Origin of the sequence: Undibacterium paludis (assembly GCF_022568815.1) — a bacterium.
Taxonomy (GTDB): domain Bacteria; phylum Pseudomonadota; class Gammaproteobacteria; order Burkholderiales; family Burkholderiaceae_D; genus Undibacterium.
Window position 1 is genome coordinate 256,694 of the sequence record NZ_JAKZHX010000004.1, and the last position, 25,317, is coordinate 282,010.

The 25,317-nt window shown below is 52.6% G+C and carries 24 protein-coding genes; 9 read left to right on the forward strand and 15 right to left on the reverse strand.

The window, feature by feature from the left end:
- The 4 genes from LZ463_RS09405 to LZ463_RS09420 form a co-directional block, all read right to left on the reverse strand.
- Positions 1–600 (reverse strand): M15 family metallopeptidase, encoded by a 600-nt coding sequence (locus LZ463_RS09405; protein ID WP_241455368.1) that lies wholly within the window; start codon positions 598–600, stop codon positions 1–3.
- Positions 601–728: 128 nt separating this feature from the next.
- Positions 729–2,528: an ABC transporter substrate-binding protein gene (locus LZ463_RS09410; protein ID WP_241455369.1), complete on the reverse strand. Its 1,800-nt coding sequence runs from the start codon at positions 2,526–2,528 to the stop codon at positions 729–731.
- On the reverse strand, positions 2,525–3,520 hold the full coding sequence (locus tag LZ463_RS09415; protein ID WP_241455370.1) for a M14 family metallopeptidase: 996 nt from the start codon (positions 3,518–3,520) through the stop codon (positions 2,525–2,527). Before LZ463_RS09415 ends, LZ463_RS09410 begins: the two co-directional genes overlap by 4 nt.
- A complete protein-coding gene (locus tag LZ463_RS09420) occupies positions 3,517–4,845 on the reverse strand; it encodes an MFS transporter (RefSeq protein WP_347176253.1) in 1,329 nt (442 codons plus the stop codon). Before LZ463_RS09420 ends, LZ463_RS09415 begins: the two co-directional genes overlap by 4 nt.
- Positions 4,846–5,033: 188 nt before the next feature.
- Here LZ463_RS09420 and LZ463_RS09425 point away from each other — a divergent pair, with 188 nt between their 5' ends.
- From LZ463_RS09425 to LZ463_RS09435, 3 genes are read left to right on the forward strand one after another with little or no spacing between them, the layout of a single operon-like run.
- Complete coding sequence (locus LZ463_RS09425; protein ID WP_241455371.1) at positions 5,034–6,011, forward strand: N-acetylglucosamine kinase; 978 nt, start codon at positions 5,034–5,036, stop codon at positions 6,009–6,011.
- On the forward strand, positions 5,989–6,867 hold the full coding sequence (locus LZ463_RS09430; protein ID WP_241455372.1) for an N-acetylmuramoyl-L-alanine amidase: 879 nt from the start codon (positions 5,989–5,991) through the stop codon (positions 6,865–6,867). Before LZ463_RS09425 ends, LZ463_RS09430 begins: the two co-directional genes overlap by 23 nt.
- Positions 6,868–6,869: 2 nt before the next feature.
- Complete coding sequence (locus tag LZ463_RS09435) at positions 6,870–7,373, forward strand: M15 family metallopeptidase (protein ID WP_241455373.1); 504 nt, start codon at positions 6,870–6,872, stop codon at positions 7,371–7,373.
- 5 nt (positions 7,374–7,378) lie between these two features.
- On the opposite strand, the gene LZ463_RS09440 is transcribed toward LZ463_RS09435, so the two are convergent.
- Genes LZ463_RS09440 through LZ463_RS09455 form a run of 4 tightly spaced genes read right to left on the reverse strand, consistent with a single transcriptional unit; the run spans position 7,379 to position 11,130 of the window.
- A complete protein-coding gene (locus LZ463_RS09440; protein WP_241455374.1) occupies positions 7,379–8,512 on the reverse strand; it encodes an ABC transporter permease in 1,134 nt (377 codons plus the stop codon).
- Complete coding sequence (locus LZ463_RS09445) at positions 8,509–9,462, reverse strand: ABC transporter ATP-binding protein (protein ID WP_241455455.1); 954 nt, start codon at positions 9,460–9,462, stop codon at positions 8,509–8,511. The genes LZ463_RS09440 and LZ463_RS09445 overlap by 4 nt, the downstream gene beginning before the upstream one ends.
- Positions 9,463–9,476: 14 nt before the next feature.
- Positions 9,477–10,493, reverse strand: coding sequence for an HlyD family secretion protein (locus LZ463_RS09450; protein WP_241455375.1), 1,017 nt, complete (start codon positions 10,491–10,493; stop codon positions 9,477–9,479).
- Positions 10,486–11,130, reverse strand: a complete 645-nt coding sequence (locus LZ463_RS09455; RefSeq protein ID WP_241455376.1) for a TetR/AcrR family transcriptional regulator — start codon at positions 11,128–11,130, stop codon at positions 10,486–10,488. The genes LZ463_RS09450 and LZ463_RS09455 overlap by 8 nt, the downstream gene beginning before the upstream one ends.
- A 445-nt stretch (positions 11,131–11,575) precedes the next feature.
- Between LZ463_RS09455 and LZ463_RS09460 the strand changes: the two genes are divergently transcribed.
- A complete protein-coding gene (locus LZ463_RS09460; RefSeq protein WP_241455377.1) occupies positions 11,576–11,770 on the forward strand; it encodes a hypothetical protein in 195 nt (64 codons plus the stop codon).
- A 406-nt stretch (positions 11,771–12,176) separates the two neighbouring features.
- Positions 12,177–13,691 carry a hypothetical protein gene (locus tag LZ463_RS09465; RefSeq protein WP_241455378.1) on the forward strand — a complete coding sequence of 505 codons (1,515 nt, stop codon included), beginning with the start codon at positions 12,177–12,179 and terminating at the stop codon, positions 13,689–13,691.
- A 90-nt stretch (positions 13,692–13,781) separates the two neighbouring features.
- On the opposite strand, the gene LZ463_RS09470 is transcribed toward LZ463_RS09465, so the two are convergent.
- The 3 genes from LZ463_RS09470 to LZ463_RS09480 all read right to left on the reverse strand — a co-directional run bounded on the left by LZ463_RS09470 (position 13,782) and on the right by LZ463_RS09480 (position 16,804).
- The gene (locus LZ463_RS09470) at positions 13,782–14,654 is read right to left on the reverse strand and encodes an HDOD domain-containing protein (RefSeq protein WP_241455379.1); all 873 of its coding nucleotides are present in this window, start codon (positions 14,652–14,654) and stop codon (positions 13,782–13,784) included.
- 146 nt (positions 14,655–14,800) lie between these two features.
- Entirely contained in the window at positions 14,801–15,280 is a 480-nt protein-coding gene (locus LZ463_RS09475) for a CreA family protein (RefSeq protein ID WP_241455380.1), read from the reverse strand.
- 57 nt (positions 15,281–15,337) lie between these two features.
- Positions 15,338–16,804, reverse strand: coding sequence for an APC family permease (locus LZ463_RS09480; RefSeq protein WP_241455381.1), 1,467 nt, complete (start codon positions 16,802–16,804; stop codon positions 15,338–15,340).
- A 211-nt stretch (positions 16,805–17,015) separates the two neighbouring features.
- On the opposite strand from LZ463_RS09480, the gene LZ463_RS09485 reads away from it, so the two are divergent.
- The gene (locus LZ463_RS09485; RefSeq protein ID WP_241455382.1) at positions 17,016–17,441 is read left to right on the forward strand and encodes a DUF2946 family protein; all 426 of its coding nucleotides are present in this window, start codon (positions 17,016–17,018) and stop codon (positions 17,439–17,441) included.
- A 79-nt stretch (positions 17,442–17,520) separates the two neighbouring features.
- Complete coding sequence (locus LZ463_RS09490; protein WP_347176254.1) at positions 17,521–19,914, forward strand: TonB-dependent receptor; 2,394 nt, start codon at positions 17,521–17,523, stop codon at positions 19,912–19,914.
- Between the two features lie 46 nt (positions 19,915–19,960).
- On the opposite strand, the gene LZ463_RS09495 is transcribed toward LZ463_RS09490, so the two are convergent.
- From LZ463_RS09495 to LZ463_RS09505, 3 genes are all read right to left on the reverse strand, one after another.
- Positions 19,961–20,320 (reverse strand): 5-carboxymethyl-2-hydroxymuconate Delta-isomerase, encoded by a 360-nt coding sequence (locus tag LZ463_RS09495; RefSeq protein WP_241455383.1) that lies wholly within the window; start codon positions 20,318–20,320, stop codon positions 19,961–19,963.
- A gap of 104 nt (positions 20,321–20,424) precedes the next feature.
- The gene (locus LZ463_RS09500) at positions 20,425–21,021 is read right to left on the reverse strand and encodes a hypothetical protein (RefSeq protein ID WP_241455384.1); all 597 of its coding nucleotides are present in this window, start codon (positions 21,019–21,021) and stop codon (positions 20,425–20,427) included.
- A gap of 73 nt (positions 21,022–21,094) precedes the next feature.
- The gene (locus tag LZ463_RS09505; RefSeq protein WP_241455385.1) at positions 21,095–21,517 is read right to left on the reverse strand and encodes a hypothetical protein; all 423 of its coding nucleotides are present in this window, start codon (positions 21,515–21,517) and stop codon (positions 21,095–21,097) included.
- 202 nt (positions 21,518–21,719) lie between these two features.
- On the opposite strand from LZ463_RS09505, the gene LZ463_RS09510 reads away from it, so the two are divergent.
- Positions 21,720–22,403, forward strand: coding sequence for a MarC family protein (locus LZ463_RS09510; RefSeq protein WP_241455386.1), 684 nt, complete (start codon positions 21,720–21,722; stop codon positions 22,401–22,403).
- A gap of 8 nt (positions 22,404–22,411) precedes the next feature.
- On the opposite strand, the gene cadR is transcribed toward LZ463_RS09510, so the two are convergent.
- Positions 22,412–22,849, reverse strand: coding sequence for a Cd(II)/Pb(II)-responsive transcriptional regulator (gene cadR, locus LZ463_RS09515; RefSeq protein ID WP_241455387.1), 438 nt, complete (start codon positions 22,847–22,849; stop codon positions 22,412–22,414).
- A 127-nt stretch (positions 22,850–22,976) separates the two neighbouring features.
- Here cadR and LZ463_RS09520 point away from each other — a divergent pair, with 127 nt between their 5' ends.
- Positions 22,977–25,274, forward strand: a complete 2,298-nt coding sequence (locus tag LZ463_RS09520; RefSeq protein WP_241455388.1) for a heavy metal translocating P-type ATPase — start codon at positions 22,977–22,979, stop codon at positions 25,272–25,274.
- Positions 25,275–25,317: the final 43 nt, after the last annotated feature.

The following is a 25,317-nucleotide window of genomic DNA, read 5'->3' on the forward strand; positions in this document are numbered from 1 at the left end:
TCAGTCTATGCGCAGATAAGTTTCACGCACAAGCACGGGATCACCACAATTGAAATGCCACCACTCACTATTGATACCGCGATAACCGCCGTGGTACATGGCTTGCCGCAAGATATTGCGCTGGTCCAGGTGGTGTTGCGTCAACTGCCCCTCTGCCAGCATTTTTTGCTCCAGTGCAGGATGCGATTTCTCTTCAAGCGCGTCAAAGCCGCTACCCATGTCAAGTTCCTTGCCATCTGCATCAATCAGGGTAACATCGACTGCCATGCCGAAGGAGTGAATGGAGCCACGCGCCGGATCAGCCACATACATGCGCAAGGGTGTGCCGTCCAGGTGCTGCCACAGCATTTCCTGTATGCGATGTGGGCGCAAGGCGTCCAGTACCAGAATGCGCAAGTCGGGATGATGTCTATTCAACCAGTCGACAGCAGCCTGCAAGGCCTGTGCGGCTTGTTTATGCAACCAGCTGCAGTCAAGGTCGCCATACAATTCCCTGCCTACAAAATTGTCGGCACCGACATAACGCAAATCAATAACAATACCTTCGACGGTATCCAGCCTGCAAAAATCCGGGTGATCAGCTATCAATTCGCAACGCACAACATCTCCACACAGCAGAGTTTTTCATACTGGCAGCATAGGGGCTCTACCTTACCCCTGCCAATGAAAACTTGCCAATCACATATAACCTGATGGAATGATCATTTACCATCAGCAAGAGTAATAACTCATTTGCTGATTTTACTCCGTCCGACGAGGTCTATATCCACATAACGCCAGTTGGTGAAATCTACAGGATGGCGATAGTAATTCAACAGCCAGGGCTGTATCAGGTCTGCTGTCACCGGATGGATGCGCGTCACCCAGGGTGTATACCCATGCATCAGTTGCGCCATCTGCCGGTACAGCGCCGTACGTTCAGGACTGTCGCCAAGACGACTGGCCTGTTCATACAACTGATTGAAGGCCGGCAGGTTGAAGCGTGCATAGTTGGCGCGACCGGCATTGGGACCATATAAAAGCTGGTAAAAATTCTCGGCGTCTGGGAAATCCGCTATCCAGTTAGCCTCTGTCATCTGCACCTTGCCCAAACGGGCCGCGCGCAAGACTTCAGAATGCTTGTCTGTTTTAAAACTGATATGTATGCCCAATGCGTCAAGATTCTTGCGCCAGACTTCATCACGCAGACGCCCTGTCGTGCTGGCCAGGCTATGCATTTGCAGATGCAGGGGTTGGCCATCGGGCAGGGTACGGTAATTATCTGCGCCTCGCTTATAGCCGAATTTATCAAGCAGGGCATTCGCCAGTTTCAGATCATATTGCACCGGTGTTCTGTAATTTGCATCATAGCCGAGTACATTTGGTGGCAAGGGTGATTGCGCCTGCATTGCCAGGCCTTTTTCTTGCAGGGCAATGTCTTCCTTGCTGTCATAGCTGAGCGCAATGGCACGACGCAGGGCGATCTTTTCCGGCGTGTAACCACCGATGACCGGGTCTTCCATGTTCATCCACATGTAATAGGTTTGCAGTGGAGTAAACAGCGACAGGCGTACACCCTGTTTTTCCAATTCAGGTTTCAGCTTGCCTTTGTCCAGTACCATGCCAGACAGGGGTGGTGGCACCTGCTCAAGATAGTCGAATTCATGATTCAAAAAACCCAGTACACGCGACTGCTGCTCTTCCATGATCTTGATCTCAACCTTGCTGACCCGTGGCAAGGTTTGACCCGCAAGACTGGCTGCTATTTTTTTACTCGCCTCATCAATACCCTGGTCATTGAATATCACTTTGCGATAATTGGGATTTGCCAGCAATTCTATGCGGAAACTGCGTTGCCACTGCCCCAGCATGAAGGGGCCTGTACCTACCGGGTGATTGCCAACTTGATTGCCGTAGGCATCGACCACCTCTTTGGCCAATGCCCCTGTCGCTGTCGTCGCCAGGATGAACAGCAGGTTACTGTCAGGCGCATTCAGGCGTATGCGCAGAGTGTATTTGTCTAATGCCTGTAAACCCGGGATACTGGTTTGCAAATTGAAGCCACCGGCCTTGCCGTCTTTCGCTGTTCGCAGTTTTTCGTCACCAAGCAATTTGCCTTCAAACATGAACAGCCACGGCGATTTGACCGCGGGGTCGTACAAACGTTTGATGCTGTAGACATAATCTTCCACCGTCAATTCCCTGGGTTTGCCCTGGAATGCAGGATCAGGCGTAAAGAATATGCCAGGTTGCAGATGCAATAGATAAGTCTTGCCGCCATCGCTGATCTCTGGCATGGACTTCAGGGTGTTCGGTTTGATCTTGACCGGTCGCGCCAGGTAGTCATAGCGCAGCATGGGCTCAAAAATATTTTCATTGATACTGACCGAGGGGACGTCGGACGCCACGGCAGGATCCAGGCTGCTTTCCGGTGTGGTGACCAGGACACGCAAGACCTTTTCTGCCGCCGTTGCCGCCAGCACTGGCGAAACCGCGACAAGCAAACTGATTCCCAATACGGCGACACCTGTCATCAAGCGCAGCTTCATGCAGCGCCCCCTGACTGTAAACGCGGATTTGGCATGGTCAGGTAAAACCACTCTTCTCCTTCAGCAGCACCTGCATCGGGAAAGATAATACGTCCGCCCTTGTCTGCCCGGACTTCTGTGCCATCAGCACGTATGCCGATCAAATCACCTTCACGCAATTCATCAAAGCTGCGCCATTCACGGACAAAACTGTCATCTGCATGGAACTTGTCGATCACGTCATAAATGCGCAAGGCTTCCATCACGTCGACAGGCCGGGGCGCAGCACCGGCAATCACGCCAAGATGACGCAAGGTATTGATGATGGCCTGGTAGGCGACTTCCGGCGCGTGCGGGTCGAGGTGTTGACCGCATTCCAGTGTCATGGCATAGCCGCCGACTGAACGCATGTATTCCGTGGTGCCGACACCAAATCGGGTATCGGCATTGGCTACGGCCCTGGCATCCGCACCATGACTCAGGCGCAGCTGACGTCTTTCCACACCACGGGCATAGGTACTGAGCCAGCCATCAACCAGTCTGTGTACGCCCAGACGCATGGCCATCGCCAGTTCATGCCTGGCATGGCTGAATGATTCTAGCGGGCCACGATTGTTTTCCGGCCCTATCAGTACAAAGGGGTCACCCTGGCTGCGAAAAGAATGCAGGTCAAGCAAAACTTCATGCTGGGCCAGCAGTGGACATAGCCAGTTGGCGACATGATCTTCGAATTCCCTGACATCATCTGTCGGTATCAACCTGCGATTGAGATTGCGTTCACCTTCACGGGTACCTTGCTGATAGGCCAGCGGATTGCAGACAGGCACCAGGGTCAGCTTGCCTGCAACGATTTGCAGGCTGCCGTTTTCCAGTTCGTCAATGACACGACGGATAGCCTGGGTGCCACAGGTTTCATTGCCATGCACGGCACCGGTGATAATGACACTGGTGCCAATTGCAGGGGAACTGAAGCTGCTGTTTTGAAAATGAAAAGAGTAACTTTTTTCTGTCATGGCGTATCTGAACTCATGGCTTTTTTACCGAAACCGGGATCAACTCTGATCAGTGCTGTCACAATAAAGGTGGGCACGGCAGCAATGCAAATCCAGACAAAGAAATGCGCATAGCCAAGCTGCGCCTGCAACCAGCCACTAAACATGCCCGGCAGCATCATGCTCAACGCCATGAAGCCAGTGCAAATTGCATAGTGTGCCGTCTTATGCTCGCCGTCAGCAATCATGATCATGTATAAAACATAGGCAGTAAAGCCAAAGCCATAACCCATTTGTTCTATGGCTACTGCAGCACCGACCAGATACACATTTTGTGGTTGCATAAAAGCCAGGTAAACATAGACCAGGTGCGGTACATTGATGGCCAGTGCCATGGGCCACAGCATGCGTTTCAAACCAAACCTGGCGATCAGGCCGCCACCGGCCAGTCCGCCCACTGTCAACGCGATCATGCCCATAGTGCCGTAGACGATGCCAACTGCCTGGGTAGACAGACCCAGCCCCCCCTTATCCACGCTGTCAAGTAAAAATGGTGGTGCCATCTTTACCAGTTGCGCCTCACCAAAGCGATACAACAGGAGGAAAGCAATCGTTAATAATATATTTTTCTTCTTGATGAACTTGCCAAAGATGGTAAAAAAAGTGGCCACTACCTGATTCGGGTCTCCCTGGGCATGATCACTGTCAGGCTTGGGTAAAGCCCATTTATGATAGACAGACAGGCTGATGAACATGCCGGCCAGTATGCAAAACACCACCACCCAGCCAAACCGCACATTACCGGTCATATCCTTCAGAGTGCCGGCGAGATAGACCAGGGCTCCCTGCCCCGTCAGCATGGAAATACGAAAAAACATGCTGCGTACGCCAACGAAGGCAGCCTGCTGATGTTGTTCCAGCGCCAGCATGTAAAAGCCATCCGTACTGATATCGTGGGTTGCCGCACTGAAGGCCAGCAACCAGAAAGCCAGCAGGCTGGCCTGAAAAAAGCCGGGCAAGGGTATGGTCAGTGCCACCAGGCCAAACAAGGCGCCTATCAATAATTCCAGACTGATGATCCAGAAGCGTTTGGTCCTGAACATGTCGACAAACGGTGACCAAAACGGTTTGATGACAAAAGGCAGATATAACCAGCTTGTATATAATGCAATATCCGCGTTAGAAATATCCATGTTTTTGTACATAATCACGGAAAGTGTCATCACGACGACGTATGGAATCCCCTGGCTGAAATACAATGACGGTATCCAGCGCCATACTCCGTTCAGCGGCATAGCCTGCGTGGTAGCTTCTTTATTGACTGCCTGTATGATCTCGCTTGTCATCTCTGTCTTTTATGATTGGAGTAAGGGCATGGATATCTTCCCAGCAAAATGCGGGGAAGACGATTGAAATTTAGCAAGCTTTACATAGCAAAAAGTTATAAGCAGCTTGTATATTTTCATTCGCAGCCCGTACCTGAAGCGCCCTATGATAAACGAACAACTGCCAGTTATTGCAAATCAGTTCAACGATGTCCTACCAATTTCCCAGGAAACGCACCTTTATGCCCGCTGAGCAGCCAGGCAAGCCCATTGCCCTGGGCATAGATGCTGGCGGCACGCAGACGCGCTGGGCCCTGGCCAGCCGGGACGAGCAGATCCTTGCCAGCGGCACGGCAGCGGGCCTGACGGCATTGCAAACTGATAACGCCGAAGGCATGGAAGACCTGCGCCAGATATTTGCCGGACTGGCGGCTACAGCCAGCAGTCATGGACATGTTTGCAGCATCAGGGCGGGTATCACGGGATTTGGCGGCGACGCCCATACACTGCCTGACCTGCTGGCTGAATGCTTTGCCATGCCACAGTCGCACATATCGGTCAGCAACGATATAGAAATTGCTTTCCTCGACATCTTCAAACCAGGCGCAGGTTATCTGATCTATGCGGGCACCGGCTCCATTGCTGCCTATATAGACGAAAATCATGTGTTCCACCGTGCCGGCGGCCGTGGCTACCTGCTTGACGATGCCGGCGGCGGTTTCTGGATAGCCCGTGAAGCCATGCGCAGCCTGTGGCGCGCCGAAGATGAACATCCTGATCACTGGAAAAGCTCCGAAATGGCCAAACGCCTGTTCAAACTGATCGGCGGCAACGACTGGAATCTTTCGCGTGATTTTATCTATCATCGCAGCCGTGGCGACATAGGCAAGCTGGCCCTGGCCGTGGCTGCCGCAGCCAACAGCGACCCTGCCGCCATGGCCATCCTGCACGATGCCGGCAAGGAACTGGCACGCCTGGGTGTTGCCATGTGCTCTCGCTTTGGCAATAAACCTATTGCACTCAGTGGCAGAGTACAGGAACTGCATCCCGCCATCGTGGAATCCTTACGCCAGAACCTGCCGCCAGAAATCAGCCTGCGCCAGAGCACATGCCAAGCCCATTTTTCCGCAGCCAGACTGGCTGCCCGACAACTGAAGAAAATCAATGATGAACAAGACCAGCCTTAGTTTCAGTTTATATAGCGGTATTGCCGCCCTCAGCCTGCTCATCAGCGGTTGCGCCACCAACGCCAGTCGTGCACCGGTAGAGACACGCAGCGACAATCCTGCCATCAGCGTCGCTGTCAATGAGAAAGCCATAGACAGCAGCATATCTGCCAAGAGCCAGGAAGAACGTGTGCAGTTCATCATCCTGCATTACACCGCCATCGACCAGCCGACGTCTCTACGGGTACTGAGCCAGAAAGAAGTCAGTGCCCATTACCTGGTTGGCGATGAGGACCCGGTCAAGGTCTGGCAACTGGTGCCGGAAAATCGCATGTCCTATCACGCCGGACTCAGCGAATGGAAAGGCTACAGCCGCCTCAATGCCAGTTCCATCGGCATAGAAATCGTCAATCTTGGTTTCAAGGATACGCCTGAGGGCCGTGTTTACTTCCCCTTCCCGCAAGCGCAGATAGATCGCGTCATACAGCTGGTGCGCGATATTTCTGCCCGTTACCAGATACGACCCGAATACATACTGGGCCACTCCGACATTGCACCGCAACGCAAATCTGACCCCGGCCCGATGTTCCCATGGAAGCAACTGGCCGATGCCGGCCTGATTCCCTGGCCGAATGCCGACGAAGTGGCACTGCGCCAGCCAGCCTATGAAGTGCAGTTGCCCGATGTCAAATGGTTCCAGCAAAAACTGGCGCAATACGGTTATGGCGTGCCGCAAACTGGTATGCTGGATGAGGCGACTCGCAGCGTACTGGTGGCGTTCCAGACCAAATACCGGCCCGCCAAATTCGACGGCATGCCCGACGCAGAAACCGCCGCCATGCTCGACACCCTGCTCGCCAGCCTGAAAGCAAAATAAGCATGCAGGCAAAAATCATCATCCCGCCGGAACTGCTACAGCAACGCGGTTTGCTCAGACAGGAAGAAGCTCAACAACTGGTGCTGGCAGAAACCGGCGAAGACGGCCGACAATACCTGCTGACCCCTGCAGCCAACCAGGCATGGCAAGCCATGAAACAGGCAGCCGCCAACGATGGTATAGACTTGCTGATGATTTCTGCCTTTCGCAGCGTCGCCAGGCAGACAGAAATCATCAGCGACAAACTCGCCAGCGGCATGATACTGGCAGACATTTTGCAAGTCTGCGCCCCGCCTGGTTACAGTGAACACCATACTGGCCGCGCCATCGACATTGCGATGCCGGAAGACCCTGAACTCGAAATCTCTTTCGACACCACACCTGCCTTTGCCTGGCTGAAAAACAATGCAGCGCGTTTTGGTTTTCAGATGTCCTACCCCCCCGGAAATAGTAGTGGCTTTCAATATGAACCCTGGCACTGGTGTTTTGAAAAAACCAGTACCTGAAAATTTCAGTCCAGAGTCTGCCTATACCTCTTCAAGGCAACAATGCCGGCCAGCAGCAAAAATACCAGCATGGGCCACAATTCCGGCGTGAGTTGATTTGCCGTATTCCCCTTCAATAAAATACCGCGCACGATGCGTAGGAAATGGGTCAATGGCAGGGCCTCACCTAAGGTCTGCGCCCATTCCGGCATGGCACGGAAAGGAAACATGAAGCCGGACAAGAGCAGGGACGGCAAGAAGAAAAAGAAGGTCATCTGCATTGCTTGCAACTGGTTTTTGGCTATCGTGGAAAAGGTGAAGCCAACGGCCAGATTAGCCAGGATGAAAACGCCTATCATGCTCATCAACAGGCTGAAACTGCCCATCATCGGCACTTCAAACAGCAGGAAAGCAGCACTGATGATGACACCCAGTTGTATATAGCCTATCAGCACGTAAGGCAGGATTTTACCGACCATGACTTCTGCCGGGCGCACTGGCGTTGCCAGCAGGTTTTCCATGGTACCCCGTTCGCGTTCACGCGTCATGGCCAGTGAAGTCAGCATGACCATGGTCATGGTGAGTATCGTGCCTATCAGGCCAGGGACGATGTTATAACGTGACAGGCCTTCAGGGTTATAGCGACGGTGCACGCGCACTTCATAAGCCGGTACGCCGGTTTGCAGGTATTGCAAAGGACCTTTCAAATCATGGTGCAGGGCCTGGGTAGCAATGGCGTTTAAAGCCGCGATGGCATTGCCTGAGGCGGAAGGATCAGTGGCATCGACAGATATCAGCAGGGCCGGTTTTTCACCACGTACCAGTTGCTGGGTAAATTGCGGTGGTATCACCAGCATGAATTGTATTTTGCCATTTTCAAGTAAGGTTTCTGCCTCTTGTTCACTCTGGCTCGTGGAATCGATACGGAAATAACCCGTGTTTTGCATGGCGACGACAAAGCTGCGCGCCAGCGGACTGTTGTCCGTACTGACTACCGCGGTTGGCAAACCCTTTGGGTCGGTATTAATGGCATAACCAAACAGGATAAGCTGCAAAACCGGTATGCCGACTGCCATGGCAAATGTCAGGCGGTCGCGCATCATCTGCTGAAATTCCTTGACGAAAATGGCGAACATGCGCGCCAGAGAAAAGCGCTTCATGCCACCACCTTTTGCCTGATGTCGTCTTTGGAAAAATTATCAGGCGCACTGGCAATCAGACTGATGAAAACATCTTCCAGATTGGCTGCACTGGATGTGACGTGTATATTCGCCTGATGCCTGATCGTGTCGAGCGCCTGCAAGACCAGCCCCTCATCCAGCCCGGCCACGTGAACAGCATTGCCAAAGGCTGCGACACTCAAGACACCCGGTGCAGATTTCAATGGTTCCAGCAAAGTTCCCAGTTGTTCGCCTTGCAGTGTCCAGACCTTGAGTTTGGAATCACGGATGATGTCAGCTTCGGTGCCACGCGCCAGTATCTTGCCGTAGGCGATATACACAAGTTCATGGCAACGCTCCGCTTCATCCATGTAATGGGTGGACACCAGCACGGTAATGCCCTGGTCCGCCAGCAAATGAATCTGGTCCCAGAAATCGCGACGTGCCTTGGGATCGACACCAGCTGTCGGCTCATCAAGCAATAACAGTCGTGGCTCATGAATGAGACAGGCGGCCAGCGCCAGTCTCTGTTTCCAGCCGCCCGACAATGAGCCTGCCAGTTGATGCTGACGAGCTGTCAGGCCCAGTCTTTCCAGCGACTGATCTACTGCGTTTTTTCTGTTTGCCAACTCAAACAGGCGTGCGACAAAATCCAGATTCTGACGTATCGACAAATCATCGTATAAACCAAATTTTTGCGTCATGTAACCAACCTGGCGCTTGATCTGCTCAGCCTGTTTGATGATGTCCAGCCCCAGGCAGGAACCTGTGCCGGCATCAGGTGTCAGCAAACCGCACAGCATGCGTATGGTAGTAGTTTTACCACTGCCATTAGGGCCGAGAAAGCCGCATATACGGCCTTTGGCGACTTGCAGTTCCACCTTGTCGACCACAGCGCGGCCACCATAGGATTTGCTCAGGCCATGCACATCAATGGCCAGGTTGCCCATATCGACGGCGGCATTCACTGTGTTTTTCCCGTATTGCCTGCATTCTGCAAAGCGACATCGAGCGGCTGGCCGGGATGCAGCAGGAGTTTGCCTGGCTGATCTGGTCTGGCCTCGACCATGAACACCAGCTTGGCTCTTTGCGCGTTTGAATAAATCACTGGTGGTGTATATTCAGCCTGGCTGGCTATACGGGAGATGTGGGCCGGAATAGCAGTCGCACAACCATCACAATGCAGACTGACTGCCTGGCCGACAGCTATCTTGCCAAGCTCTGCTTCAGGCACAAAGAACCTGGCTTTGCGATTTTCTGGCGGCAACAGGGACAACACAGGCTGCCCCGACTGCACATATTCGCCTTGACGAAAAAACACTTCGGTCACCAGCGCATTGGCAGGTGAGTTTTGTGATTTTTGTCCTGAACGCCAACTGGTCTGGCGCAGTGCTTCTTTTGCGGCATCGGCATTGGCCTGGGCGGCGGCGCGCTCATCGATCCGCGCCGGCAGCTTTGCCACACTCAACGCCGCATTCAGTTCTGCCACACGAGCCTCACTGAGTTTGACATTGGTTTGCGCGTCGTCAATGCGGGATCTGGAGACAAAACCCTGCCCTACCAGTTGCTGCTGGCGTGCCAGCTCCTGTTTTGCCAGCGCAGCCTGTGCCTGGGCGCTGGCGAGCTGCGCCCGGGTGACAGCAATCTCTTCACTGCGCCTGCCTTTTTCAGCGTTGCTGGCCTGAGCCCTGGCATTTTGCAACCTGGCATTGGCCTCGCCCAGCGCTGCATTTTCTACTTCAGCATCAAGGGCAAATAGCACACTGTCCTTATTGACTTGCTGGCCAGCCTGGACATTGATGTTGTCAAGCCTGCCGCCCAGGGGCGCAGAGATGTACACGTATTCGCCTTCTGCATAACCCGACCAGGTGGCAGCTGTTTTTTCATTACAGCCACTCAACAAAAAAAACGCACCAAGGCTTAGCAAAGGCACTGAAGCCTTGGCAAATTTGAGAAGGGTTCGCGACAAGAATTCAGTCATTTTCTATCTCCTGCCTGGTCGCTGCCAGGGCAAACAAAGCGCGATTGACACGTTCTGCAATCCACTCATCACTCAGCACCTGTTGCAAGGGTGCTTGCAACATCGGTGGTACAAATCCCATATCCAGCGCACGTGGTGCGATCAGCATGGGGGCGACGACACTACCCATCAAAAAACTGAGTGACTGCATGGGGGGCGCCATGGTCAACTCGCCTGCCTGCATGGCTTCCATCAGCAAACCGATGATCAGTTGCACATGACGGGAAGCGTTTTTTTCCAGGAACTGCCTCGCAACTTTTTCACCATTGGCGGCGTCAGTCCAGACACACCCTATCCAGTTGCCATGCTCACGCAGCATGCGCGCCAGCAGACACAGGGCTTGCCGCAAACGCTGCAATGGCGAGCCGGCATGACTCACTTCTGCCTGCAGCTGTACAAAGAGTTCTTCATACATGGTCTGCAAGAGTTGGCCCAGGTAATTGTCCTTGTTTTTAAAGTGATAATGAAACATGCCCACATTAACACCGGCATGTTCTGCCAGCATGCGCAAGGACAGACCATTACAGCCATGCAGAGGGAACAAGGTACGACCGCTTTGCAGTAAGACCTCATCAAGTTGCTGGGAGGGACGAGCCATAGTTTCAGTTTTTTGCAATTACTACTCAGTTGACTAATAATTGTAGTCTGGAGGCCCAGAGTGTGTTTGTCAAGCGCTTTTTTGAATCCCTTGATTAACGACAGGTATGATCAAAGCATCGGACATAAGCAAGATGAAATGCCAAATCAGCCAGTTTCAACCATGGTTACGATCACTTTTATCCGCTCTTGTCAGCGCAAGAAAAGCCTGCAAAAAAAATCCTCATTTCATCCTCTCCAAACGCATTCCGATACGAGGATTTTGCACTTCGTCGCCTGCTGCTGGCACTGCAATCTGACGCGGACTACAGTGCAATCACTCCCACTGAATTTGAAAGGAAACATCATGAACATCATCGCAAACATGGACGGCGTTGTGATTGCCAGCATCGCCCTGCTGATCGTCAGCAGCCTGTTTCTTGCCATCATCGCTTAAGGAAAAAACCATGCTGGGTTTTCTCGTCTGGATCGTTTTATTCGTGCTGTGCTGGCCACTGGCCATACTGGCCCTGTTGATTTATCCGTTGGTGTGGCTGTTGCTGCTACCTTTCCGCCTGCTGGGCATAGCAGTCAACGGTGTTTTTGAATTATTGCGGGCAATTTTCATGTTACCGGCAAATTTATTGAAAAGCCGCCCCTGAACATCGGTGGCTTTTCTCCCCCTTGCTCATGGAAGCACCAGAAACGCTTTTCCCTGTTTGCACGGCTTGATCTGCAATCAGGTTCAGAGACCGTCATCTGATTTCATACTTAAGTATGCTGTTCAATTCTTCCTTCATCATCAATCATTCGCTTGCGGAAAAACTTGACTGCCCCTGGTTCTTTGCTACTCCAAACAGGGTGACAGGCAAATCAAGTGTATCCGCAGTTTAAGCCTGCGACTTGCTACAGTTCTGCGTTATTTCATTCCATCTCATTTCATCCGCATATGGCTTACCAATTTTGCAAATGACAACAATAAATAGATGCAGAAGTAAACCGCAATACGCTTGAGCATGCTCAACATCAGGTGTACCTGTACCATCCAATTCAACTACGGAGAAACGTGTGACTCTTCAACATTGCCTTGACCATTCTGTATGCAGAAAAACCGCCCTGGCTGTCAGCCTGTCCCTGCTCTTATGCACACCTCTGTCTTTGACATCAGCAAATGCTGCCACCTCTGCTGACTCCAATGTACAAACCAGTACCTTCAGGGCCGATAGCATTGGCACTGATCATTTCAACTTCACGGTGACCAACACTGCTAACAGCATCGGCTATTACAAATTGCTTGCTTCTTCCGAAATCACGCCCAGCCCTGAGGACTTGAAACGAACCGCCAAATCCGTCCTCATGACAGCCAATCAGCCCGTCAGCCTGAACATGGCCAACCTGTACCCTTCCACGGCTTACGTGCTGTACTTTGTTGCGGCAGATAGCCAAGGCGTACTGCAAACGACTGTGCAATCCCTGCCAGTACAAACAGGCCGCGATGTCAGGCTGTGGCCTTTCAGCAGCGACAGCATCTGGAATACACCAATTGGTAGTGGTGCAGTGTATGGTGACGCCAATCTGCCGGCAGTTCCAGGTGTTACGGATGACAACAAATACTGGTCCATGTCTGCAGGTGTCGATACGGAAATCATCGTCCTGACTCCAAACGAGACGACGGTGAAGGTCGTGCAAAATACCTCCGGCTGGCAAGCTCCTATCAACCGCTGCTACAGCAGTCCCTACACGACGAGCGTACAACTGGCCGCGGTTCCCATGCCTGCCAGTTACATCATTCCCAATTCCAATAAAAACAATGGTGGCGCATTTCTGATGCAGGATGGCCGTACCCTGTTGCAAATGCAACCGGCTACACACTGCAATCCCGATGACCCAATAACAGCCCTGCTGACCTTCCCAAAAGAGGATCTGTATGGACCCGGAACAACTGGTGCGCATGGAGGATCTCGCCTGTCAACGTTAGGTGGCACGCTGCGTTTAGGGGAACTGCGCCCGAATACGCCACCACCACGTCATGCCCTGAAAATCGATGTCGACACACGCGTGGTATTCCCCAAATGCTCACGTACTGACAAAACCCTGCCAGCCTGCTTCCGCTGGCCAGCCTTAACAGCAGACAGTCAGGCTGATAAAGACACGGCTTACAGTTATGGGAAAATGGCACAAAGCAATGTCAGCAAAGACATGAGCATGGGCGCCTTGCTGGCTCTACCCAAGGATTTGCGGATTGAAGACCTTCAATTGGAAACGTCGGTGGCAAAGCAACTGGCCTGGACCCTGCAAAACTATGGCGCTTATATAGTGGACAGTTCTGGTGGATTTAATTACTTCTTTGGCGTGGAAACAGGCCCAGCCGGAAATTTCACGGACCAATTCGCAAAAGACTGGGGATTTAATTTTGACCAATACAATAAAAATGGCGCCACCGCCTGGGTACGCGACATTCAAAGAATCATTGTTAAATTAAAAGTCGTCACCAACAATGGCCCTACCAGCATTGGCGGAGGTGGAACTCCCTTGCAACCATTGGCAGTTCCTTTGTCACCACCAGCAACACAGCTGCGCTGAACTGGCAGGCTTGCAAGCAATGAAAAAGGGCCATATGGCCCTTTTTCATTAAACAGCAACAAACAAAAAATTTGAGCAAAAGCGCATCCTCTAATGTGCCTGATTGAATAATTCATGCAACTCTTCAAACCTGTCTTCGACCTCATCAGCAGACAGTCCCAAAAATGCGCAGGCAGCCTCGCTGCCTTTTTCCCATTCACACGAGAATTCCTGTCCATGGTATCGCTGGATACCATATTCAGCCAGCAGGGCCAGCGCGATCAGGCTTTTGACGGCATCCTCCGTATTTGGATCTTCCAGCACGGCATAATCATGGTGCAGCAAGATAGCCAGCGACACGGTTTCAGGCAAACCCCAGGTACGCGCCATCAAGGAACCGATCGCCGTGTGTGAAGTAGCATGACGCTGCTGTTCCACTTCCGTGAACTTGTCGTGCAGCTCCTGATTGGCCAGTTCCAGGGTCTCGGTATAGTCGGGGAAGCGTTCAAGCAGCAACGGGATGCCGATATCGCAAAACAATCCAAAGGTATGCGCCAGGTCAGCAGAGCACACACGCATGCGACGGGCCAGTTGCGTCATGGCCTGGGCACGCTTGGTGGAAAAATCCCAGAACTTGACCAGCGATATTTTTTCAACCTGTATGCTCTGCTTGGCAATAATGCCTGTCATCAATGTACCGCACTGGCTAATGCCCAACAAATTGACCGCATGATCAACTGATTTTGCTTTCAGTCGCAAGCCAAAAAATGAAGAATTGGCAAGCTTCAACAGTGAAGCCGACATGGCCACGTCATTTGAAATGATATTGGTCAGCCTGCGCGGATCGGGGTCTTCCATGGCAAGCTCTGTCTGTACGTCAGCCAGCAAACTGGGGCGTGGCGGGATACGTATCGTCTTGATGAGGGCATCAACCGATTGTTCTGTCGTCAGTTTGGGGGCTGCCTGTACGGCGGAGCTAGTCATAAGGAATACGTTAGAAAGAATTACGCGTACAGACTACATTGTAAGCGCAATTCGTTGCCGAACAGAAATTTCATCATTTTTTAAGTATCCCTCTCCATTTACATCGTATCTGCTTATTTTTGCCGTTGATCTGGATAGCAAAACACTCATTTAACGGGGATAGGCGTGCTTTGATCCACCGCTACGGCCGTCACACTGTTTTTGGGTGAGCCGTCAACCAGCTTGTCGGAATAAGTCAGGTAAACCAGGGCATTCCTTTTCTGGTCCACCATGCGTACTATGCGCAATTTCTTGAACAGGATAGATAAACTTTGGTTAAATACTTCATCCTGCTGTCTCAAGGGACCAGGGAAGCTGATGGGGCCAACCTGCCGGCAGGCAATTGATGCTTCAGCCTTATCTTCTGCCAGACCAAGGCCACCTGAGATACCACCGGTCTTGGCGCGAGACACATAGCAGGTGACGCCATTCACCTTGGGGTCATCATAAGCTTCCACCACGACCTTGTGGTCAGGGCCTATCAACTTGAATGCCGTATCAACACTGCCTATGTTTTCTGCATGAGTGGCAAAACTCAGTGAAGCAAAAAGTGCAAAGGCAGTCAAACGCAGTTGTGACAATTTCATGATCTGGTTCTTTCCTGTAAAAGTGCTCAAGCGAACACTTCTGGGATATCTGTCTTATTATTGTTTATTCAAGTGAGAGTGCGTTTTGCCATAGAAGAAATAAATGGCGATTGCCACAAACATCCAGACAAAGAACACATGGTAAGTGGTGGCCGACAAGTCCTTCAGGATATACAAGCAAGCCAGAATGCTCAAGCCCGGGATCACATAAGGACCAAACGGCACGCGGAAACCGCCCGCCCCTTCACCCAGTTTTTGCCTGCGTATGACAGGAACAGCAACAGATACCACCATGAAGGCAACCAGGGTCCCCATACTGACCATATCCCACAGGAAAGTCGAATCAACCAGACCGGCAACGATGCCAACCAGCAAACAGACGATGATGGTATTGCTGACCGGTGTACGGGTGCGCGCATGCACACGCTGGAAGGATGCCGGAATCAGGCCATCCCTGCTGATCGCGAACAGGATGCGGCTCTGTCCGTAAATCGTGACCAGGGTAACGCTGAAGACAGAAATGACAGCGCCCGCCGACAGGATCAATGCAGGCCAGGCCTTGCCGGTGACATTCTGCAAAATCACGGCCAAGCCAGCCTCTTGCCCTTCAAACATCTTCGCCGGTTGGGCACCAACGGCAGCAACTGCCACCAGCAGGTAAAACACCGTCACAACAACCAAAGCCACCATGATGCCCAGCGGTACATTGCGCTTGGGGTCTTTGACTTCTGCGCCTGCTGTTGCCACAGTATCAAGGCCGATGAATGAAAAGAATACCGTGCCGGCCGCCGCCGTGACACCGGCCATGCCAGCCAGGCCCTTGCTGTTGTCTGTGTTGAAGAATGGGGTAAAGTGATCAGCATTAAAACCTGAAAAGGCGACAACGGCAAAGAATGTCAATATGACCAGCTTGATCATGACCATGATTGCATTCACCGTCGCCGATTCCTTGGCGCCACGCAATAGCAGCACACAGCAAATCGCGACCAGTACCATGGGTGGCAGGTTGAATTGACTGGCATGGAACTCTACGCCATTGGCGCCGGCAACGATCATCGGCGAACGCAACATTTCCGGTATTTGCCAGCCGACGGCATTGCTCAGGAAATTATTCAGGTAAGCCGACCAGCCTATCGCCGTGGCACTGGCTGCCAGCCCATATTCCAGTAACAGACATGCTGCCACGATGAAAGCGCCGAACTCACCAACGGTCGCATAGGCATAAGAGTAGGAAGAACCCGATGCCGGTATCCGTGACGCCAGTTCAGAATAGCAAAGTGCTGTCAGACCTGCGGTAACCGCAGCGATGACAAAAGACAGAATCACTGAAGGCCCGGCTTTGGGAACTGCCTCAACCATGGTAAAGAAAATCCCTGTACCTATGGTGGAACCGACACCTATCATGATCAGGGCAAACAGGCCCAGGGAACGATGCAAGCTGTGCCCCTGATCATCGCTTACCTGTTCGCTGTTGTCGATGGGCTTGGTACGTGTCAGTTGCTGAGCCAGGCTGGTTTGTCTCAAGATAATTCCTTTTTTATATCTGTTCACAGGGGTGCGCTGTTTACTGGCAGCAATTGATCAAAACTGCCAAGCACAAACCGGGCCATTATGTGACCACTGCATGACAGACACGCCCCAAAAATCGCCATGATAGCTGCAAATTTGCCCGTCTTGATGTCAGAAAATATATTTTTAGCGACTTTCAATCGTGGATTTGAGCAGCGGCAGAACGATGTTACAATGCCGCCCCATGTATGCCCGAAGAATTTCCCTGTCGTGTTTTCGCCACCTGGTGCGAGCAGTACTGCTGATGTATGTGCTGACTCTTGGCGTAGCCATGGCCTCTTCGATGGTGAAATCAAGGGACCAGGGCATGAACCTGATCTGTACCAGTACAGGCTATAAATTCGTCAAAATTAGCAATGACGACAATCAGCCTGTTCAGACTAACCAAAAAGCCCAGAGTGAGGGCAAGCATGTCACCCATTTACTGGACTGTTCGCTCTGCCTGGGTATTGCCCTGCCGGCAGATTTCCCCCAGACCAGCGCCTGTGAAGCACCCCATGTATTGTCTTACGCCACCCGCTCTATTCCAGCGGCACGCCTGGCGTCGCTAGTCTCAGCCCCCTTACCTGCACGTGGACCACCTGCCATCTGAAATAACGGAATAGCTCTTGCTGTCGTGCTGCCCACAGGCATGACGACAGCCTGCTTTGCACACCTTTTCAGAAAAATATATGTCCTACTCTTCAAGCAATGCACGCCTGCGCGTGCTATCGGCTGCACTGGCTGCCGCTTTTCCCTTGATTCCCGCATCTGTCATGGCGGAATCCCTTGCCACTACAGGCAGCGAACAAAGCGCTCAGGCCGAGCGTGTCATCATCAATGGTGACCGTCCTTCTTCCCTGCCCAAAGAAATACCTACCACCATAGAAGGCATCAATGCCAAAGCGATGGAACAGACCATCAATGCAATCGATGCAGAAGATGCCTTGAAATACCTGCCCAGCCTGCTGGTACGCAAACGTTATGTCGGCGATTACAATCATGCGGTACTGGCCACCCGTGCATCGGGCACCGGCAATAGCGCCCGCTCGCTTGTGTATGCCGATGGCATATTACTGTCCAACCTGCTTGGCAACGGCGCAACCTACACACCGCGCTGGGGGCTGGTGACACCGGAAGAAATTGAGCGTGTTGATGTATTGTACGGTCCGTTTTCCGCCGCTTACCCAGGTAATTCTGCTGGTGCGGTAGTCGACTATGTCACACGCATGCCCAAACAGTTTGAAGCCCATGCAAAGCTGCTCGGTTTCAGTGAAAATTTCCAGCAATACGGCACGGACAAAACCTATAGCGGCAAGCAACTGAGCGCCAGCCTTGGTAACAGACAGGGCAATTTGTCCTGGTGGCTGAACCTGAACCAGCTCGACAGCGATGGTCACCCTATCGTGTTTGCCAGCAAGCTGCTGTCTGCCGGCATCAGCAGCACAGCGGGCACCGCTGTCACCGGCGCCATCGCAGACAAAAATCCGCAGGGTCAGGATTGGTGGATACTTGGCGCAACGGGTCAGTACCATACCACGCAAGACCATGCCAAGATCAAACTGGCCTATGACTTCAGTCCGACGTTGCGTGCCAGCTATACCCTGGGCTACTGGCGCAACAACATGAATAGCAGCGTAGAAAGTTATCTGCGTGATGCAACCGGCAATCCCGTCTACAGTGGTGACATCAATATTGCCGGTAAAAAATTTACGCTCGCCCCTACTGATATGGCCAACAGCAAAAACCAGCTGGAACATATCACCCATGGCCTGAACCTCAAGAGCAATACCAGAGGCATATTTGATTGGGAAATTGCCGCCAGCCTGTATGACTACAGCAAGGATATGGCGCGCGCACCGATCGTCGCCATTCCTCTGGCAGATACCGGCGGCGTTGGCCGGACTACCGATGGCGCAGGCACAGGCTGGAATACCCTGGCGCTCAAAGGTATCTGGCGCCCTGACAACCAGCATACTGCGGAATTTGGCTACCAGCGCGAAGCTTACCGGCTGCGCACCCTGGTATCGGATACGAATAACTGGATCAGCGATGACGCCTTCAGGCCTTTTTCTGCCTTCAAGGGCAATACACAATTACAAAGCCTGTATGCGCAAGACGCCTGGCGTATCAATGCACAATGGAAAACCATCATTGGCGGCCGTGTCGAACAATGGAAGGCCAGCGATGGCGCCATTTCAAGCACAGTACCAACCAGCACACTCGCCAATCCGGCCAGCGCTTGCCAGTCAGCCAGCTACGCCATCAACAAGGTGGACAACTGCTATGTGACAAAAAACCTCAACAGTCGCCAGGAAACATCTTTTTCACCCAAGGCCGCCATCGCTTACCAGGCCAACGAAGACTGGACCTATAAGGCATCCGTTGGACGTGCAGTACGCATGCCTACCGTTGCAGAACTGTATCAGGGCACAATCTCCAATGATCAGGTCGTCAATAATGACCCCAACCTGAAGCCGGAAAAGTCCTGGACAACGGAATGGACGGCAGAGCGTGTACTCAATGAAGGCAAAGGTTTTCTGCGCGCTACCTTATTCCACGAGAGAACCCGGGACGCTTTGTACTCACAAATAAACACGCTGGTGACACCGAACGTAACGAATATCCAGAACGTCGATGAAATCCATACGACCGGACTGGAACTGGCTTACCAGGCCAGTGATGTATTTACACGCGGTGTCGACGTACTTGCCAGCCTGACCTATGCCGATTCCAGGATTACCAGGAACGACAAGTTCCCGGCCAGCGTAGGCAAATGGCAACCCAGGGTACCGGCATGGCGCGGCAATCTTGTCATCAGCTACAAGCCGAATGAAAAACTCAGCACCAGCCTGGGCTTGCGTTACAGCGGCAGGCAATATGGTTCACTCGATAATAGCGACAGCAATGCCTTCACCTACCAGGGTTTTTCAAGCTTTGTGGTAGCTGATGTCCGGGTCCGTTATCAACTGGCCAGGCAGTGGGTTGCGTCGATAGGCATAGATAACCTGAACAATAAAAAATACTGGGCTTTCCACCCTTACACACAGCGTAGCGTGGTTGGTGAACTGAAGTTCGATTTTTAATCGTTCAGGCTTGATTGCGGGCTGGGGCATGTAGTCCTAAAAATCTTCAGGACTGGAAATGCGTTTTCGCATAGGTTTCGCGTTCCAGTTCCTGCATTTCCACACAGAGCTGCACATCCAGGTCTGCCGGCCAGTTGCCGGCATTCTGTATGGTCGCCAGTACGGCCTCTGCCAGTTGACGCTTCACCTCGGTTGAGCGGCCCGTCAGGATCACCAGTTTCGCATGCACAAATGCGCGGGCATCTGGCGCAATGCCGACCGCAAAATCATCAAATCGCAAAGCCCTGCTTTTGATGTCAGCTTCCTGGAAATGACCAGATTCAGCCAGTGTCTTATTAATTGCGAGCAGCAGGTCCTTGGCGACAAGGGGTAAATTGCCCGTGTATTCCAGTGTCAGGTGTGGCATAGATCTTCATCCATGATTTTTTGAGATGAGTCCAGTATGCCATGCAAACAGAACAATACCAGACACAGTACAGTACTTTTTCCAGCCTGACTGTTATTGCATGCTCACTTTTGCTCTGGCGTCGGGCATTCATGCGCAACAGGTCTGACCCAGGCCGGCACTGGTCCGCTCATCAGAAATTCCGGTGCATCAGGATTGTTGCTCGTCGTATCGTTTGGCATACAGGTAAAACGAGCCAGTATTTTGCCATCCACCACACGGCGCAAGGTATAGGCGATAACGCTACTGCCATGAACCGTGCTTTGTCGATAAGCCACGCTGGAGCCGTCACCAACAAAGCGCCAGGCCCAGACCGGCGGCACTTCATCAAAACGCCGGATGATTTTTCCATTGCGAAGTATCAGCAATGCCGTCGGGATGGGGTAGGAGGTGCAACAGTTTTTTGTCAAAGCCAGCCAGCCTGCCGATTTATGGTCGGCAGATAAAGCCGCACTTTGAAAGCCGACCTGGTCTTCCTCTGTCACCGGTGCACTGCTACTGCCTTTTGAATCACGTATCGTCAATACCTGCTGGTCCGCACTGATGGATACCGTTTGATAGCGCATTTCCATTGCCGAAACAGGGATAGTGATGAACATCAGCGGCAAACTCAATGCACAAGCAATCTGGACGAGATGATGTGCTGGCAAATTCAAAGGCATGATTTCTCTGTCATCGTAGCAAGCGACAAGTCAGGTAAAACACATGATATGCTTTGTCGCTCCAGGCATGCCGCTATTTGACGGCCTTGGCTGCACTGCTGGCTTCAGCTTTTTTCAATTCTTCATCGGCATTACAGCCGCCCACATTTTCACTATCAAAAACCCGGGGCTCCCACTTGCTGTCCATGATTGATACCTTGGTCGCCGTCAGGTAATAACGGGTACAAGGCTGCACATCAAGCAGCATGATTTTTTGTGCCGGGACATGCGATGTCGAGTGTTTTAGTTGCAACAGGACCTGATGCTTGCCCGGGGTCACTTGTACCGGCCCACTCAGGTACGCCTGCTGATCAACTGCAACTATATGAACAGGATATTCATGCATGGGCAAAGGACGATCAGGATTGCCATTCAGGTATGACAGTGGTGCCATCTGACAAGCCCCCAGTACCAGGCTCCCCATGGAAAGCAGCATCGTTTTCAAAACAGCTTTCATATTGACTCCCATGATCATTAAAATTGTATTTCCTAACTTTTGCGGCTTCAATATACTGCCTCAATTGATTTAATTGTACATCTTGCATTTTGCAATACCGGTTTGATGGTGTGTATCATTTTGTACCGCGCCAAACAGTGTACCTGGTCGCCAATTGCAGGTTTCTCATGCATAATCAAAATCCATCCATTCAGGAGTCCGCATGAGCGTCACGATGATCATTTTTTTCAAGGCCTTGATCGTGGTACCGATCACCTTGTTACCTATCTTAAATCCCATCGCGATCGCCCCGATTTTTCTTTCCATGACGGGGCCGATAGAACCACCGCTGGCCAACCGGCTGGCCAAACGTATTGCCCTGAACTGCTTTTTCCTGCTGCTGGGTGCGATATTCGTCGGCTCTTATGTCCTTGATTTTTTTGGTATTTCCCTGCCTATCGTAAGGGTTGCCGGTGGTATCGTGGTTGCCATGGCTGGCTGGAAACTGCTCAATGACCAGGGCCAGGACAACTTGCGCACTTCGGTCGCAGCTTCCCATGGGGGCAGCTGGACACGTGAAGAATTGCGTCGGCGCAGTTTTTACCCCTTCAGCTTCCCGCTGACCGTGGGTCCGGGCACGATAGCTGCATCTATTACGCTGGGTACACAGATGCCGCATAAACCGGTGGACTGGATCATCACTGGCATCGCCTCCCTGTTGGGTGCCTTGCTGACCAGCCTGGTCATTTACCTCTGCTATCGCTTTGCCCGCAATATGGAAAGAGTACTCGGCGACGTCGGCGCCATCGTCTTGCTGCGCCTGTCCGCCTTTATTCTGTTATGCATAGGCATAGAAATCGGCTGGGCCGGCATATCTGACCTGCTCGGTGATCTGAAGCTACATTGATAGAGGTTTCATGCAGAGACAGTCTGTGGGTGGCAGGCACACGCTTCACCATGTGCTGCCGCCACCAGTTCATGCAGGATGCCACATTCCTGCCCGTGATGCGCATCATCACAACGTGCTCTTAGTTGCGTCAGCTGTTTTTCCAAAGCCCGCATGCTTTTCAGGCGTGCCTTGACCCGGCTGATTTGCTGGTCTATCAGTAAATTGATGTCGCCACAGTCTTCGGATGGGCTGGCGATGAATGATGTCAAACGCCGGACATCGGCCAGGGAAATATCAAGCGCCCGGCAATGTCTTATAAAGGACAGTCTCTCCAGATGGGCCGGCGTATAACTGCGGTAACCATTGTCCTGCCGTTCCGGCTCAGACAGCAAACCTTGTTTTTCATAATAGCGTATTGTTTCTATATCAACACCGGTGGCGCTGGCCAGTTCACTGATGCGCATATATCACTCCTGACAAGGACCTGAATCCTGAATTAAAAGACAAGGGGAAACAAGCTCGAAAAATCCACTTGACCCTGTAGCGACTCCACAGTTTACACTGACTTTAACTTATCCATGAGAGATGTCTATGTCAGACAAAATTACCTGCTGCAGCACGCACAATCACAAGAGTGATGATACGCATGATCACCATCATGGACATGGACACGCCCATGGAGCTCATGTCCACAAGCATGAACATCATCACGCTCCTGCCGTCGCCGTACCTGTACTGCCGGCACACGCCGACAAACTCAGGCTGAAAATCGAGCAAATGGATTGCCCGACTGAAGAAGCACTCATACGCAAAGCCATCTCGACACAAGCTGGCGTCCTGGCGCTGGAGTTTGACTTGCTCAACCGCGTGCTGACGGTACACCACAAGGAGGCTGAGGTTACTGAAATCCATCGCCGACTGGCAGCAACAGGCATGGCTGGCACGGTCATGGACGATGCCAGGTCCATTGAGCCAAAGGCGCTCACGCACGCCACATCCGTCTGGCAACGATACTGGCGTGTAGCTCTTGGCGGCGTTGCCGCCGTCGCAGCCGAACTGCTGGCATGGTATAGCGGCGACGAGAATTCCATGGCTATCGCCATCCTGGCCCTGGTCGCGATCAGCAGCAGTGGCATCCCCACTCTAAAAAAAGGCTGGATAGCCTTGCGTCACCTCACCCTCAATATCCACCTGCTGATGACTGCCGCAGTCATCGGTGCCACAGCCATAGGCCAATGGCCGGAAGCCGCCATGGTGATCTGGCTGTTCGCGATTGCAGAGCTGATAGAAGCTGCCAGCCTGTCACGTGCCCGCGATGTCATTAATGGCCTGCGTTCGCAGGCACCGGAAACCACCTTGTTGCAACAAACCGGCGGTAGCTGGCAAATGGTGGAAACCCATACCGTAGAGCCTGGGCAGATCATACAGATACGTCCTGGCGACAGAATTGCGCTCGACGGCCAGATAGAAGCCGGTACGTCCAGCATCAATGAAGCCGCCATCACCGGTGAAAGCATGCCTGTGGAAAAAACCACAGGCGACCAGGTATATGCCGGCAGCCTGAACCAGAGCGGGCTGATACAGGTCAAGGTGACCGCAGGCCAGGCATCAACCATGCTGGCACGGATCGCCCAGTCCGTGCAAGAAGCACAAGGTCAACGCGCACCTACCCAGCGTTTTGTCGATCAGTTTTCGGCCATCTACACACCAGTGGTGTTCATCATCGCTCTGTTGGTGGCAGTCTTGCCACCGATCTTGTTGCATCAGGACTGGCATGACAGCCTGTACCGCGCGCTGGTTCTGCTGGTCATCGCCTGCCCCTGCGCCCTGGTGATCTCAACACCTGTCACCGTCGTCAGCGGCCTGGCACTGGCGGCCAGACGCGGCATCGTCATCAAGGGTGGCGTATACCTGGAACAGGCCAGGCATTTAAAAATCATCGCCTTTGACAAAACCGGCACGCTGACTGAAGGCAAGCCACAATTGACCGATATCATCAGCCTGACCGGCCAGAGCAAGGAAGAACTGCTGAGCATCGCAGCCAGCCTTGATGCCCATTCCAGTCACCCGCTGGCCATCGCTCTGGTACAGGCTTGCAAAACACCGCAGGTCACAGCAAGCGATGTCCAACTCTATGAAGAAGGTCGTGGCCGGGGCATCAGCGGACGCCTGGGTACCACTTTATACCAGCTTGGCAACCAGGCGATGTGGGAAAATCTGCAGACACAGTCAGAAAAGCAAGGGCTCGTGGAAGCATTGGGAATCAACCTGGCAAGTCTGGAAGCACAGGCCAGGACCGTGCTATTCCTGTGCCAGGATGGACGCTTGCTGGGCCTATTAGCCCTGGCAGACAAGTTGCGCGAGCACAGCAGCACCGCCATGGCACAATTGCACGTACTTGGCATCAAGACGGTCATGCTGACCGGAGACAATGCACAGACCGCAGCGACCATCGCCAGCCAGGCTGGCATCCGTGAATTCCGCAGCCAGTTGCTGCCGACAGAAAAGCTGGAAGCGATACGGCAGTACAGCACCGAAGGTCTGACCGGCATGTGCGGTGACGGCATCAATGATGCACCGGCCCTGGCCCGCGCCGATATCGGCTTTGCCATGGCTGCTGGCAGCGATACAGCTCTGGAGACCGCCGATGTCGCCTTCATGCAGGACGATTTGCGCAAACTGCCGGAAATGATAGGTATTTCACGTCGCACTTCACAGGTTCTGCTGCAAAACATCAGCTTTGCCCTGTTGGTCAAGTTTGTATTTTTTGGTCTGGCCCTGACTGGTCATGCCAGCTTGTGGATGGCTGTATTTGCCGATGCCGGCACCAGTGTGCTGGTAGTCTTGAATGGTTTGCGCCTGCTGCAAAGTAAAACCACCGGCGTATAGCCGGTGGTTCTTGAAGATACTGCAGTACCAGATCAAGCTGGCA